Origin of the sequence: Mycolicibacter senuensis, assembly GCF_002101885.1 — a bacterium.
Taxonomy (GTDB): domain Bacteria; phylum Actinomycetota; class Actinomycetes; order Mycobacteriales; family Mycobacteriaceae; genus Mycobacterium; species Mycobacterium senuense.
Window position 1 is genome coordinate 60,724 of sequence record NZ_LQPS01000020.1, and the last position, 12,937, is coordinate 73,660.

Annotated in this window: 15 protein-coding genes; 12 read left to right on the forward strand and 3 right to left on the reverse strand. The window is 65.6% G+C overall.

The features are described 5' to 3' along the window. Positions 1 to 54: 54 nt before the first annotated feature. Complete coding sequence (locus tag AWC24_RS04050; RefSeq protein WP_085082388.1) at positions 55 to 528, reverse strand: hypothetical protein; 474 nt, start codon at positions 526 to 528, stop codon at positions 55 to 57. Positions 529 to 751: 223 nt separating this feature from the next. Here AWC24_RS04050 and AWC24_RS04055 point away from each other — a divergent pair, with 223 nt between their 5' ends. Genes AWC24_RS04055 through AWC24_RS22090 form a run of 3 tightly spaced genes read left to right on the forward strand, consistent with a single transcriptional unit; the run spans position 752 to position 3,316 of the window. Continuing rightward, on the forward strand, positions 752 to 1,066 hold the full coding sequence (locus AWC24_RS04055) for a DUF2563 family protein (protein WP_085082293.1): 315 nt from the start codon (positions 752 to 754) through the stop codon (positions 1,064 to 1,066). Further along, complete coding sequence (locus tag AWC24_RS04060; RefSeq protein ID WP_085082295.1) at positions 1,048 to 2,577, forward strand: putative alpha/beta hydrolase; 1,530 nt, start codon at positions 1,048 to 1,050, stop codon at positions 2,575 to 2,577. Before AWC24_RS04055 ends, AWC24_RS04060 begins: the two co-directional genes overlap by 19 nt. A gap of 10 nt (positions 2,578 to 2,587) precedes the next feature. Beyond that, positions 2,588 to 3,316, forward strand: coding sequence for a hypothetical protein (locus tag AWC24_RS22090; protein WP_133055696.1), 729 nt, complete (start codon positions 2,588 to 2,590; stop codon positions 3,314 to 3,316). A 132-nt stretch (positions 3,317 to 3,448) separates the two neighbouring features. On the opposite strand, the gene AWC24_RS04070 is transcribed toward AWC24_RS22090, so the two are convergent. Continuing rightward, positions 3,449 to 4,480: an LLM class F420-dependent oxidoreductase gene (locus AWC24_RS04070; protein WP_085082299.1), complete on the reverse strand. Its 1,032-nt coding sequence runs from the start codon at positions 4,478 to 4,480 to the stop codon at positions 3,449 to 3,451. An 85-nt stretch (positions 4,481 to 4,565) separates the two neighbouring features. Between AWC24_RS04070 and AWC24_RS04075 the strand changes: the two genes are divergently transcribed. From AWC24_RS04075 to AWC24_RS04105, 7 genes are all read left to right on the forward strand, one after another. Beyond that, positions 4,566 to 5,531, forward strand: a complete 966-nt coding sequence (locus AWC24_RS04075) for a Zn-ribbon domain-containing OB-fold protein (protein WP_174813681.1) — start codon at positions 4,566 to 4,568, stop codon at positions 5,529 to 5,531. 15 nt (positions 5,532 to 5,546) lie between these two features. Further along, positions 5,547 to 6,611, forward strand: coding sequence for a thiolase family protein (locus AWC24_RS04080; protein WP_085082303.1), 1,065 nt, complete (start codon positions 5,547 to 5,549; stop codon positions 6,609 to 6,611). Next, on the forward strand, positions 6,611 to 7,795 hold the full coding sequence (locus AWC24_RS04085; RefSeq protein ID WP_085082305.1) for a thiolase family protein: 1,185 nt from the start codon (positions 6,611 to 6,613) through the stop codon (positions 7,793 to 7,795). Before AWC24_RS04080 ends, AWC24_RS04085 begins: the two co-directional genes overlap by 1 nt. Then, a complete protein-coding gene (locus AWC24_RS04090; RefSeq protein WP_085082307.1) occupies positions 7,795 to 8,673 on the forward strand; it encodes a TIGR03619 family F420-dependent LLM class oxidoreductase in 879 nt (292 codons plus the stop codon). The genes AWC24_RS04085 and AWC24_RS04090 overlap by 1 nt, the downstream gene beginning before the upstream one ends. A 6-nt stretch (positions 8,674 to 8,679) precedes the next feature. Further along, positions 8,680 to 9,093 carry a nuclear transport factor 2 family protein gene (locus AWC24_RS04095; RefSeq protein ID WP_085082309.1) on the forward strand — a complete coding sequence of 138 codons (414 nt, stop codon included), beginning with the start codon at positions 8,680 to 8,682 and terminating at the stop codon, positions 9,091 to 9,093. Between the two features lie 114 nt (positions 9,094 to 9,207). Continuing rightward, positions 9,208 to 9,885, forward strand: a complete 678-nt coding sequence (locus tag AWC24_RS04100; protein WP_085082311.1) for a hypothetical protein — start codon at positions 9,208 to 9,210, stop codon at positions 9,883 to 9,885. A gap of 110 nt (positions 9,886 to 9,995) precedes the next feature. Further along, positions 9,996 to 10,625 carry a hypothetical protein gene (locus AWC24_RS04105; RefSeq protein ID WP_085082314.1) on the forward strand — a complete coding sequence of 210 codons (630 nt, stop codon included), beginning with the start codon at positions 9,996 to 9,998 and terminating at the stop codon, positions 10,623 to 10,625. On the opposite strand, the gene AWC24_RS04110 is transcribed toward AWC24_RS04105, so the two are convergent. Then, positions 10,622 to 11,155 carry a gamma carbonic anhydrase family protein gene (locus AWC24_RS04110; RefSeq protein WP_085082316.1) on the reverse strand — a complete coding sequence of 178 codons (534 nt, stop codon included), beginning with the start codon at positions 11,153 to 11,155 and terminating at the stop codon, positions 10,622 to 10,624. The genes AWC24_RS04105 and AWC24_RS04110 overlap by 4 nt on opposite strands. 112 nt (positions 11,156 to 11,267) lie before the next feature. On the opposite strand from AWC24_RS04110, the gene AWC24_RS04115 reads away from it, so the two are divergent. After that, positions 11,268 to 12,440, forward strand: coding sequence for a 3-ketosteroid-9-alpha-monooxygenase, oxygenase component (locus AWC24_RS04115; protein WP_085082318.1), 1,173 nt, complete (start codon positions 11,268 to 11,270; stop codon positions 12,438 to 12,440). Between the two features lie 8 nt (positions 12,441 to 12,448). Next, positions 12,449 to 12,925 carry a hypothetical protein gene (locus AWC24_RS04120; RefSeq protein ID WP_085082320.1) on the forward strand — a complete coding sequence of 159 codons (477 nt, stop codon included), beginning with the start codon at positions 12,449 to 12,451 and terminating at the stop codon, positions 12,923 to 12,925. The last annotated feature ends 12 nt before the right edge of the window (positions 12,926 to 12,937 follow it).

Consider the following 12,937-nt stretch of genomic DNA (forward strand, 5'->3'; position numbering starts at 1 on the left):
GCAGGCCACCACGCACCTACTAACAAAAACGTGAACGGCCCCGAGTCCGGAAGGTCAGTCACCGCATAGACCCTTCATCACGCGGTCCTTTGCATTCGTGTCGTCTACTGTCGCTTGCCATTGGTCCGGTGTCGACATACCATTCGTTCCCTTTGCAGCCATCGTTTGGTAGGCGTGAGCTAGGTCGCGGGCAGCGTCACGATATTTGGTTTCGAGTGCTGGATTCCCTGCGGCTGTCTCCAGTATTAAAGCGCCATTAGTCATGGAGACCCGCGCTAACGCAACATCGCCATCGGGAGCAGTCTCGATGCTCATCGCGTGCGCCGCGAGAAGGTACTGCTCACATAATTGCGTCTTCGCCTCGGCCTTTTGCTCGGTGGTGTAAGTCGGATTCGACTCCGCCCCTGACCGGGTGAGCGCCACGATCAACGCCGCTGCAGCAAGGACTACGGCCACGGCGGCCAGTGTCGCGGTCAGCCAGTTGCGGGACCGGACTGGTGCGGGTGGTGCGGGCCAGGGCTGTGTCATGGTCACGTCACGGATGGTAGCGCCGAGTGCCGATTCTTCGCTTACATCATCGTTCCCACAATGCGGCCACAGGCTCGAACAATAGGTCGCCGTACTACGACTGTCCTCGACCACGCGCAGCCGAGGACACCGTCGACAATCGCGAGGCCCCCTCGCAGACTGAATTGACGCCGACAGGGCCTCCTGTCAGGGTCGTTAACGACCGAGCCGAGAGAGGTGCCCCATGTTTGTCGATCCCGCGATGCTGCGCTTAGGGGCGACGCAGGTGCACGACGCCGGCGCCCGCGCCCAAGTCGGGGCGGCGCGGCTAAACCAGGCGTCGGTAGCAGCGGGCATTTTCGGAGGTTTCGGTGCCGCGGATGTCTTCTACGACGCGGTATCGATGGCCCACGCCGAGCACAGCCTCACCCTCCAGGACCATCGCCGCACCCTGGCCGAGGTCGGGGACAAAGCTCATCGCGCCGCCTGCGAGTTCACCGGTATGGATCAGGACAACGCGGCCCAGCTTCGTGCGGTGCGGTGCAACTCCAGCACATAAACCTGGCACTGCTGATCGGCGCGGCCGGCGGCGACCCGTGGCAGGTCAACAACACCCTGCAAAGCGGTGACCCGGTCGTCATCGACGGGCTGGCCCGAGCCTTCCACGACGCCGGCGCCTGCACCGCCGAATCCAGTGCCGCCTTCGCCCAAGCCCGCCAACGATTCCAGGCCGCCTGGAACCGGCAGAACGGCGAACACCCCATCACCGACTCCGCCGAAGTGCAGCGCGCCACCGATACCTTGCATCTGCAGCAAACGCAACTCTCCGCGATCGGCACCGATCTGGAAACCATCGCCGCCGCGCTGGCCCAGGCCCAAAAGTCCGCGGCCGCGAAGATCAACGCGCTCGAGATCCAACTTCAAGACATCGACAACCGCATCGGGAGGTACCAGCAGGCGCAGCTCGACACCTCGGAGTTGGAACAGGTGGCGATAGACGACACCGCCGGCATCCTGCATCAGGTTGAAAAGCTCCGCGATGACTATGCCACGGTCCTGCAAGACGCGACCAGCAAACTGCTCTCCGATGGCTACGACCCGGCACCGCTGCACGGCTACGACGGCGCCGGCCAACCGACCCAGAACCAGCAGGCTGATCAAGCCGCCGATACGTACGGCACCACCCGGCGTGATCGCGACCAGGAGCTGGCGGGCAGCCCCGGCGAGATGACGCCGGAGAAGGCGGCGGCCGCCGCGCGGTTGCGTGATTATGCGACTGTCACGGATCCGGCCGCCGATTCTGAGGCCCAGCGCCTGGCCGGCGAGCGCCTTGACGACTACCGGATGGCCAACTTCATCGGGCCATTGCCGATGGACCGCACCATGGGAGGCGACGCTCGAACCCGCGCGCAAACACGCCTTGAGCTTCAGAAGGACCTCGAAAAGGGGATGGCCGACGGCCGAGCCTTCACTCCAAACCAGGCCACTCAGCTACTCGACACCGCGGAACAAAATGCCCGTGTCACGGTCGCCCGGCAGGCCATCGAGGCCCTCGTCAGAAACGCCGGAATGTCACGGACGGGCGCGACGCAACTCGTCGGCGACATCGCACGCGGGCGCGTTGGACACATCCTGCGCGACGTCACCGACGCAGCCGGAATCTCCACCAGTGCCGACACGGCAGCTCTCAACGCGTTTGCTGACCAAGTTCCTACCGGAAAGCATTGGGCGCCGGGGGTGGCTTACAGCGCGGAAGACATCGCCGCGATCAAGAATTTTTCGAAGCACATGGGCTTCGCGGGCACCGCACTCGGGGTCGGCACCGGTTTCTACGACGTGTTCGTCGACCACCAGCCGCTCGTGGACGTTGCGGCCACAAACGCCGCCGGTATCGGAGGCGGAATCGCAGGTGCAGAACTTGGAGCCTCGGTGGGTGCCCTCGCTGGGCCGGTGGGCGCTTTCGTTGGTGCGATGGCCGGCGGCGTTGCCGGTTCGGTGTATGGAGTGAAGGCGATGGAAAACCTTCCTCGAGCTGGTAATAAATTGACGCACGTGTTGCGGACCGATTAGCGTTCATCACATGAATCCGCCCGCCGGCTTCACCAGTATGGATCAGGTGATTGCTTTTGTTGGCGCTATTGTTTGCCTGGGCATCTCTTGCATCCCGAATCTGGCTGACCGGAATAACCTCATCCGGAGCAGACGCATCTTTTGGGGCGCCAACTGCGCGGCTCTTGCATTTGTTTTCTTAGGCATGCTGCCTAATTGGCGGTATGGCCTTGAAGCAGTGCTAGTATTTGGCCTCCTACTTATATTCAGAGCCTTTACCAACACGCCATACGTCAAGCTTCGCGGAAAAATATACGCAGTGCAAAGGTCCAACCGACTAGCGGAAACTACACCGGAAAACTCCCACCCCGCCCACGATCCCCTTCCCGACTCCTATACCGGGTCTTCCACGGCCAATCAAACCTGGTGGATGCTGATCGTCGGTTACCTAATATGTATGCTCGTCATTTACGGCGATTTCGTCCATCATCAAATGAATATCGGCGCAATCCTGGCCACGACCATCTGCGTTTATTTCCCACTCTTCGCCGGCTACTGGGATGCGAGCTGGAATTATCCGGTCGCGCGCGGTCACCGACTCCAACTAACGATCTTGACTATCATGACGGCAGGAATCTTCGCAGCACTCTATTTCCCGGGGTTCTACTTGGGAAAGCGCTGGCCACGGCGCCCCAAGAGATCCATGGAATACCGGATACACCCCCGTCATTGGGAGCTGGACGACGGTGACTTGCCCTAAATCGTGGCCCGCCGGGCACCAGCCGCGGCCGCAGCGGCGTCAGGCGACCCAGACCGCGAGCAGACGCAGAATCGCACGCAGAGCGCAGGTTTCGTGCGAATCTGTGTCTGCTCGCCGGGAGAACGCCAGGAGCTAGAGCAGCGACGCGAGCTGCTGAACCTGGGCGGTGTCGCGCGCGGCGACGACCATCATCGTCACCCCGGCGGCCTCCCACACCTTGATCTGCTTACGCACGTAGTCGATGTCGCCGACGATCACGGCGTCGTCGACCAGCTCGTCCGGGATGACCTTGGCGGCTTCATCTTTGCGATCGCTGCGGAACAGCTTGGTGACGTCGTCGACGACGTCTGCGTAACCCATCCGGCGGTAGACCTCGGCGTGGAAGTTGGTGTCCTCCGAACCCATGCCGCCCATGTAGAGCGCCAGGAACGGTTTGATGCCGGCGAACGCCGCCGCACGATCCTCGGTGATGACCACCTGCGCGGTCGCGCAGATCTCGAAGTTTTCCCGGGTACGCCGCGCCCCGGGCCGCGCGAAGCCCTCGTCGAGCCACTCGTTGTACATGCCGGCCAGCCGCGGCGCGTAGAAGATCGGCAGCCAGCCGTCGGCGATCTCCGCGGCCAGCGCGACGTTCTTCGGCCCCTCCGCACCGAGCATCACCGGGATGTCGGCACGGCGCGGGTGAGTGATCGGCTTGAGCGCCTTGCCCAGACCGGTGGTGCCCTCACCGGACAGCGGCAGCGGGTAGTGCGGTCCGGCGCTGGTCACCGGGGCCTCGCGGGCCCACACCTGCCGCAGGATGTCGATGTACTCGCGGGTGCGGGCCAGCGGCTTGCCGAAGCGCTGGCCGTACCAGCCCTCCACCACCTGTGGGCCCGAGACACCGAGCCCGAGGATGTGCCGGCCGCCCGAGAGGTGATCCAGTGTCAGCGCAGCCATCGCACACGCGGTCGGCGTGCGCGCCGACAGTTGCACCACCGAGGTGCCCAGCCGCACCCGCGACGTCGACGACCCCCACCACGCCAGTGGCGTGTAGGCATCCGAACCCCAGGCTTCGGCGGTGAAGACGGCGTCGAAGCCGACGTCCTCGGCCGCGGCCACCAATTCGGCGTGGTTCGTCGGCGTCTGCGCGCCCCAATATCCCAGTTGCAGTCCCAGCTTCATCGGTGAATTCCTTCTCGTCTTCTTGCCCAGATTCCTAGAACCTGTTCTACTCGATGCCGTGACCGTCAGCGAACACCGCTCCGCCCTGACAGAACCGTCGGAACCGCCGCTGTCCGCCCCATTGGGGTTGTCTTTCGACTACACCCGTTCGACGGGTCCGGTTCTGGGCCAATTCTTCACCGCTCTGCGTGAGCGCCGCATCGTCGGCGTCCGCGGCTCCGACGGCCGGGTATACGTACCGCCCGCCGAGTACGACCCGGTCACATACGAACAGCTCACGGAGATCGTACCGGTGGCCAGTGTCGGAACCGTAGTGTCATGGTCCTGGCAGCCGGAGCCCCTCGAGGGCCAGCCGCTGGACACCCCGTTCGCCTGGGCGCTGATCAAGCTCGACGGCGCCGACGTGCCGTTGCTGCACGCGGTGGCCGCCGAAGGCCCCAAGGCGATCAGCGTGGGCACCCGGGTGCACGTGCACTGGGCCGACGAGACCGTCGGCGCGATCACCGACATCGCCTACTTCGCGATCGGCGAGGACCCCGAACCGGTCGAGCAAGGCTCCGACGAGCGGGACCCGGTGTCGATGGTGATCACTCCGATCTCGCTGGAGATCCAGCACAGCGCCTCGCACCCGGAGAGCGCTTACCTTCGTGCGTTCAAGGAGGGCAAGCTGCTGGGCGCGCGTACGGGCGAAGACGGAAAGGTCTACTTCCCCGCCCGAGAGGCCGACCCGGCCACCGGCCGACAGCTCACCGACTACGTCGAACTGCCCGACACCGGCACCATCACCACGTTCGCGATCATCAACATCCCGTTCCAGGGCCAGAAGATCACACCGCCCTACGTGGCGGCCTACGTACTGCTCGACGGCGCCGACATCCCGTTCCTGACACTGGTTTCCGACGTCGACGCCGTCGACGTGCGGATGGGCATGCGGGTGCAGGCGGTGTGGAAGCCGCGCGAGGAGTGGATCTACGGCATGGAGAACATCGAGTACTTCCGGCCGACCGGGGAGCCGGACGCCGACTACGACACCTACAAGCACCACCTGTAAGGGGAACCCGCGAAGATGAGCACTCGCGATGTCGCGGTGGTGGGTTTCGCCCACGCCCCGCACGTCCGCCGCACCGACGGCACCACCAACGGCGTCGAAATGTTGATGCCGTGTTTCGAACAGCTTTACCGTGAACTGGGCATCGAACGCGCCGACATCGGCTTCTGGTGCTCCGGTTCCTCGGATTACCTTGCCGGGCGGGCTTTCTCGTTCATCTCGGCGATCGATTCGATCGGCGCGGTACCGCCGATCAACGAGTCGCACGTGGAGATGGACGGCGCCTGGGCCCTGTATGAGGCCTACATCAAGGTGCTGACCGGTGAGGTCGACACCGCATTGGCCTACGGATTCGGCAAGTCCTCGGCCGGACAGCTGCGCCGGATCCTGGCGCTGCAGACCGACCCCTACACCGTCGCCCCGCTGTGGCCGGACTCGGTCTCGATCGCCGGGCTGCAGGCCCGGGTCGGTCTCGACGGCGGGCAGTGGACCCAAGAGCAGATGGCCCGGGTGGCGCTGGAATCGTTCGCGGTCGCCGACCGGGTGGATTCGGTGGAGTCCTCGGACAGCCTCGACGAACTGCTGGAGCGCCCGTTCTTCGCCGACCCGCTGCGCCGGCACGACATCGCACCGATCACCGACGGCGCCGCCGCCATCGTTCTGGCCGCCGGCGACAGGGCCCGCGAACTGTGCGAAAACCCGGCCTGGATCACCGGTTTCGAGCACCGCATCGACTCCCCGGTGCTCGGCAGCCGCGATCTGACCCGCTCGCCGTCGACGACCGCGTCGGCGCACGCGGCCAGTGGCGACGACATGCCGGCCGTGGAGGTCGCCGAGATCCATGCGCCGTTCACCCATCAGCACCTGATCCTGACCGAGGCGATGCGGTTGCCGTCGAGGGCGAAGGTCAATCCGTCGGGCGGCGCGTTGGCGGCCAACCCGATGTTCGTCGCAGGGCTGGAGCGGATCGGTTTCGCCGCCCGGCACATCTTCTCTCGTTCGGCGGGCCGCGTGCTGGCGCACGCCACCAGCGGGCCGGCGCTGCAACAGAATCTGGTCGCGGTGATGGAGGGACGTAACTGATGGCCACCCAACTCGCCGCGGTGCTCGGCACCGGGCAGACCAAGTATGTCGCCAAGCGCCATGACGTATCGATGAACGGCCTGGTACGCGAGGCGATCGACCGCGCGCTGGCAGACTCCGGTTCGACGTTCGCCGACATCGACGCGGTGGTGGTCGGCAAGGCGCCGGACTTCTTCGAGGGCGTGATGATGCCGGAGCTGTTCATGGCCGATGCCGTGGGCGCCACCGGCAAACCGCTGATCCGGGTGCACACCGCCGGCTCGGTGGGCGGGTCGACTGCGATCGTCGCCGCCAGCCTGGTCAAGTCCGGCAAGTACCGCCGGGTGCTGGCGATGGCCTGGGAGAAGCAGTCGGAGTCCAACGCCATGTGGGGGCTGAGCATCCCGGTGCCGTTCACCAAACCGGTCGGGGCCGGCGCGGGCGGCTATTTCGCCCCGCACGTGCGCGCCTACATCCGCCGGTCCGGCGCACCGCTGGACACCGGAGCCAAGGTGGTGGTCAAAGACCGGCTCAACGGTTCCCGCAACCCGCTCGCGCACCTGCACCAGCCCGACATCACCGTGGAGAAGGTGATGTCGTCACAGATGCTGTGGGACCCGATCCGTTTCGACGAGACCTGTCCGTCCTCGGACGGCGCGTGCGCGGTGGTGATCGGCTCTGAAGACGCAGCGGCCGCTCGAATCGCCGAGGGCCATCCGGTGGCCTGGATTCACGCCACCGCGCTGCGCACCGAACCGCTGGCCTACGCCGGCCGCGACCAGGTCAACCCGCAGGCCGGCCGCGACGCCGCGGCCGCGCTCTGGCGCGACGCCGGGATCACCAGCCCGATCGACGAGATCGACGCCGCGGAGATCTACGTGCCGTTCTCCTGGTTCGAGCCGATGTGGCTGGAGAACCTGGGCTTTGCGCCAGTCGGCGAGGGCTGGAAGCTGACCCAGGCCGGCGAGACCGCGATCGGCGGAAGGCTGCCGGTGAACCCGTCCGGTGGGGTGCTGTCGTCCAACCCGATCGGCGCATCCGGGATGATCCGGTTCGCCGAGTCCGCGATCCAGGTGATGGGCAAGGCCGGGGATCACCAGGTGCCCAATGCCCGCAAGGCGCTGGGACACGCCTATGGCGGCGGCTCGCAGTACTACTCGATGTGGGTGGTCGGCAGCGAGAAACCCGGCAAACCTTCCGCATGATGAAGTACTCCCTCAGCGTCGCGATGGGGCCGGTCGACGAACTGGTCGCCCTGGCGCGATGCGCCGAAGAGGTGGGTTTCGACGCGATCGCGCTGCCCGACTCGCTGTTCTTCATGGAATCCGCGGCGGCGGACTATCCCTACACCCCGGACGGCTCCCGGATGTGGAACGCCGAGACGCCCTGGGTGGACCCACTGATCGCGGCCGCCGCGATGGGAGCGGTCACCTCGACACTGCGGTTCTACACCAACGTACTCAAGCTGGGGTCACGCAACCCGCTGCTGCTGGCCCGCCAAGTGGGCTCGGTGGCCAACCTGACCGGTAACCGGTTCGCCTTGGGCGTCGGGATCGGCTGGGCGCCCGAGGAATTCGAATGGTGTGGCGTCCCCTATGCTCGCCGCGGCGCCCGGGTCGACGAGATGATCGAGGTCATCAAACTGGTGCTGGCCGGCGGAATGGTCGAATTCCACGGCCAGTTCTACGATTTCGATCGGCTGCAGATGAGCCCGGCGCCGAGTGCGCCCGTGCCCTTCTATGTGGGCGGGCACACCGACGTCGCCCTGAAACGCGCCGCCCGCATCGGCGACGGCTGGACGTCGGCGATGATGACCGGCGCGCAACTGGCCGAGACCATCGGCAAACTCCGTGCGCTGCTGGCCGAGTACGACCGCGCCGACGTGCCGTTCGAGTACCAAGCCGTGTGCATCGACAAGTTCGGCGTCGACGGCCACCGCGAACTGGCGCAGGCCGGAGTCACCGACAACATCGTGATCCCCTGGATGCTCGACGGGTTGGGCTTCGACGCCCCACTGGCCGCCAAGCAGGACTCGCTGAAGCGTTTCGCCGACACCTATATCCATTCCGGCTGGCAGGAGTAGAGACCCATGGCCAACACCGATCATCCCGCCCACGTGGCGGGGCAGCGTTCGCGTGACGCGGTGACCGCCCGCGACAAGGAGGCTTGGCTGGCAGTGTTCGCCGACGACGCCATCGTCGAGGACCCGATCGGCCCGTCGCCGTTCGACCCGGAGGGCACGGGCCACCGCGGCCGGGACGCGATCTCGGCGTTCTGGGACAAGGCGATCGCCGCGACCGACAAGGTCGAGTTCAACTTCGTCGACAGCTTCGCCTGCGGCAACGAGGAAGCCAACGTCGGCGCGATCGTGACGACGATGGCGGGTCACCAGATCACCACCGACGGCGTGTTCACCTATCGGGTGAACGACGAAGGCAAGCTGATCGCGCTGCGCGCGTTCTGGGAGGTCGAGCGGGCCGCCAAGACCGCCCGCAAACTCTGAATCTCTTCCGATTCATTGACTCCCGCGCCGGTGGGGAGTAATTTTCTGCGCCTAGCCGGCATATAGCAAGGTCGCCCGTTGCCGAAAGGGGCATCTTGTTGGGGGGGTTGGGCCATGCGGTACGTCACATTGATCGGTCTGGCGCTGAGCCTAGGTGTTGCGTGCGCGGGTAGCGCGGCCGCCGAGGACATCGACGACGGCTGGCCTTACGGCAGCGGCGGCCTGGGCTCATCGTCTCTGAGCCTGCCCGGTTACCTATTCATCGCTCAGGGACAGGGCACCAACGAAGGCCAGGACGCCTTCGGCCCCATCGTCAACAACTGGGGCGACTACACCGCCACCCACTCCTCCGCTGGAACGGATGACTGGTACACCGTCCACGACAACACGTTCATCATCCCCGGCCTCTACACCAACCAGCACACCGAAGTCACCAACGTGCTCGACCCCTCGGACGGCTACCCCACCGTCGGAACGGTTTTCGACGAGACCCAGTTGTTCCGATCCAACACTCCCATCGGCGCCGTCGACTGGTTCGGCTATGCCACGCTCGACGACCCGGAGTTGGGCTACGCCACCCAATTCACGCTGGGGCCCTTATTCGGCAACACCTTCCTGTCCACCGACGACGGCATGAAAGACGTGGTGAGCAGCTTCGGTCAGCAATTCACCCTGTTCGACATCCCGTTCACCGACGCGTCCGGCGCCGGGGACGCCTCGGAGACCGGCGACGTGTTCGCCCAACTGTCGGCCGAACTGACCGGCGCGGCAACCGGCGCAGCAGAGCTGTGAGCTCTTGACCGAGAACCGCACCCCGCGCAAGCCCTGCCATTGACCGACCCTACAAAAAATGATAATTTCCTGAAAAGAAAAAGCGTTCTTTTTACTTTTCGGGGGTCGTCATGCGCAGGACTCGTGTCACGGTGGGGCTGATAGGTGCGGCAGTCGGGGCCGCGGTCGCAGTCGCCGGCCACGCCGGCCACGCCGGCGCCGATGCGATCGAGGACGCCTGGCCATACGGCATCGGTATCGGCGAGATGGAGGCGCCCGGTTTCTGGGATCCCCGCGGGGGGACCGACGGTGTCTTCACCGTCTACGACGGCTCGGGCGGACCCGACTGGTACACCGCCCAGATCAGCAGTTTCGGCATCCCGCTGCTCTATCACAACGAGCACATCGAGGTCCTCAGCGTGCTCGACGACTCGGCCGGTTATCCCAGCGTGGGAACGGTTTTCGACACGACCGAAATGTTCCCCTTCAGCTTGCCCATCGGGGGAATGATGCACATGTTCAGCAGCACCGTCATCAACGACCCGGAGGCGGGGTTCGCCAGCCAATTCACCTTCACGCCGTTGTTCTACAACACCTTTTTGTTCACCGAGGACGGCATGAAGGACATCGTGAGCATGCCCGGGCTGCAATTCACCCTGTTCGAGATCCCGTTCACCGACGCTTCGGGCGGGGCCGACGCTTCCGATATCGGCGACGTGTTCGCCCCACTGCTGGCCGAACTCGCGGCCGCCGGGGCTTAGCTCGGCTCCACCGGTTTGAGTCCGGCGCGGTAGCGCTGCGCGAGGTCCCGGTAGTACGGCGGGTTCGCGTTGATCCACATCTCGGCGCCGGTACCCGCCAGCGGGCCTTTGACGACGGCGGGCGCACCGGTCACCAGCACCCCATCGGGGATCCTGGTCCCGGCGAGCACCGTGGCACCCGCCGCGACCAGGCTGCGACTGCCGATCACCGCGCCGTCGAGCACCGTGGAGTGATTGCCGATCAACGCCTCGGAACCGATGTGGGCGCCGTGGATCAGGCACATGTGGGCCACCGTCGCACCGGGACCGATGTCGACCGGCACCCCGGGTGGCACGTGCAGCACCGAGCCGTCCTGAACGTTGGCTCCCTCCCGCACCACGATGGGCGCGTCGTCGCCGCGCAATATGGCGCCGAACCACACCGACGCGCCGGCCTCGATGGTGACGTCGCCGATCAGGGTCGCCGTCGGCGCAACGAAGGCGGTGGGGTCGATCCGCGGAGCACGGCCGTCAAAGGAGAAGAGCTGCATCGTTCACATATACCGCAAGGACTAAAGACCCGGAACAAGCTGGGTTTATTGCGCAACCGGGCGAGAAAACTGTAACGTGTTCTAGTTAGAAGCAACGGGTTGGAGGCAACAGGTGAGCACTGACAACGCCGAGGTCGGCGTCCGCGAAATAGACACCGGCACGCTGCCGGATCGCTACGCCAGGGGCTGGCACTGCCTGGGCCCGGTGAAGGAGTTCCTGGACGGCAAACCGCACTCGATCCACGCGTTCGGCGCCAAGCTGGTGGTCTTCGGCGACTCGCACGGTGACCTGCACGTACTCGACGCCTACTGCCGCCACATGGGCGGTGACCTCAGTCGCGGCACCATCAAGGGCGATGAGGTGGCCTGCCCGTTCCACGACTGGCGCTGGGGCGGCGACGGCCGCTGCAAGCTGGTCCCCTACTCCAAGCGGACCCCGCGGATGGCCCGGACCCGCTCCTTCCCGACCGACGTGCGCGGCGGCCTGCTGTTCATGTGGCACGACCCGGAGGGCAACCCGCCGCCGGACGAGGTGCGGATCCCGGAGATCCCGGAGTGGTCCAGCGGTGAGTGGACCGACTGGCGCTGGAACTCCATGGTGATCGACTCCAACTGCCGCGACATCATCGACAACGTCACCGACTTCGCGCACTTCTTCTACATCCACTACGGCCTGCCCACCTCGTTCAAGAACGTCTTCGAGGGTCACGTCGCCTCGCAGTACCTGCACAATGTCGGGCGCCCCGATGTCCCCGGGCTGGGCACCAGCTACGCCGGTGCGGAGCTGGACTCGGAGGCGTCCTACTTCGGGCCGTCGTTCATGATCAACTGGCTGCACAACAGCTACAGCGGTTTCAAGTCCGAGTCGATCCTGATCAACTGCCACTACCCGATCAGCCATGACCAGTTCCGGCTGATGTGGGGCGTCATCGTGCAGAAACCCAAGGGCCTGGACGACGAGACCACCGAGAAGCTCGCCGAGGTGATGACCGAGGGCGTCAGCAAGGGGTTCCTGCAGGACGTCGAGATCTGGACGCACAAGAGCCGCATCGAGAACCCGCTGCTGGTCGAGGAGGACGGTGCGGTCTACCAGCTGCGGCGTTGGTACTCGCAGTTCTATGTCGACGCCGCCGATGTCACCCCAGAGATGACCGATCGCTTCGAGATCGAGATCGACGCGACGGTGGCCAACGAGAAGTGGAACGCCGAGGTCGCCGAGAACCTGCGGGAGAACGCCGAGGCCGACAACAGCACGGAATCCGCCGAAACCGTTAGCGCCGAGTAGCCGCCGCCATGAGCCCGGAGGAGCCCGGCGTCCCGGCGGTCGAAGATCTGGCGCGGTCCATGCTGGCGCTGTACGGCCCGCACGACGACCATGACGACGAGCCCGACGCCGACGATGCCGGGCCCGACACGCGCTACGCGCGGCAACCGCTGTTCCCGGTCGATCCGGCCCGGTACGAGGCGATACGTGCTGCCACAGAACGGGATTCAGACCGCTATCTGCACTCGGGACTGGTCCCGATCGAGTGCCGGCACTGCCGGGCCAGCGTCGAGGTGAAGAAGCTGGGGCCGGGCTACACCTCGGTACAGTGGAGTTCGGAGTCGCTCAAGCAGTGCGCGCACTTCGCCGCCGAACGCGAAGCGGGCCAGGCCAGCAGCCGCAGCCGCGGCTGCCCGAACCTGGCGAAGAGCATTCGGCATGCAGTCGCCGAGGGCCATCTGGAGGAGACCTCCAGCGCACCGCCGCCCGGCGACGGCATCGACTGACCGCCACGCCTC

Coding starts and splice junctions, on each gene's coding strand:
- AWC24_RS04050 (WP_085082388.1), bottom strand. CDS start 528: ATGACACAGCCCTGGCCCGCACCACCCGCACCAGTCCGGTCCCGCAAC.
- AWC24_RS04120 (WP_085082320.1), top strand. CDS start 12,449: ATGAGCCCGGAGGAGCCCGGCGTCCCGGCGGTCGAAGATCTGGCGCGG.
- AWC24_RS04085 (WP_085082305.1), top strand. CDS start 6,611: ATGGCCACCCAACTCGCCGCGGTGCTCGGCACCGGGCAGACCAAGTAT.
- AWC24_RS04095 (WP_085082309.1), top strand. CDS start 8,680: ATGGCCAACACCGATCATCCCGCCCACGTGGCGGGGCAGCGTTCGCGT.
- AWC24_RS04100 (WP_085082311.1), top strand. CDS start 9,208: ATGCGGTACGTCACATTGATCGGTCTGGCGCTGAGCCTAGGTGTTGCG.
- AWC24_RS04080 (WP_085082303.1), top strand. CDS start 5,547: ATGAGCACTCGCGATGTCGCGGTGGTGGGTTTCGCCCACGCCCCGCAC.
- AWC24_RS04070 (WP_085082299.1), bottom strand. CDS start 4,480: ATGAAGCTGGGACTGCAACTGGGATATTGGGGCGCGCAGACGCCGACG.
- AWC24_RS04110 (WP_085082316.1), bottom strand. CDS start 11,155: ATGCAGCTCTTCTCCTTTGACGGCCGTGCTCCGCGGATCGACCCCACC.
- AWC24_RS04055 (WP_085082293.1), top strand. CDS start 752: ATGTTTGTCGATCCCGCGATGCTGCGCTTAGGGGCGACGCAGGTGCAC.
- AWC24_RS04105 (WP_085082314.1), top strand. CDS start 9,996: ATGCGCAGGACTCGTGTCACGGTGGGGCTGATAGGTGCGGCAGTCGGG.
- AWC24_RS04090 (WP_085082307.1), top strand. CDS start 7,795: ATGAAGTACTCCCTCAGCGTCGCGATGGGGCCGGTCGACGAACTGGTC.
- AWC24_RS22090 (WP_133055696.1), top strand. CDS start 2,588: ATGAATCCGCCCGCCGGCTTCACCAGTATGGATCAGGTGATTGCTTTT.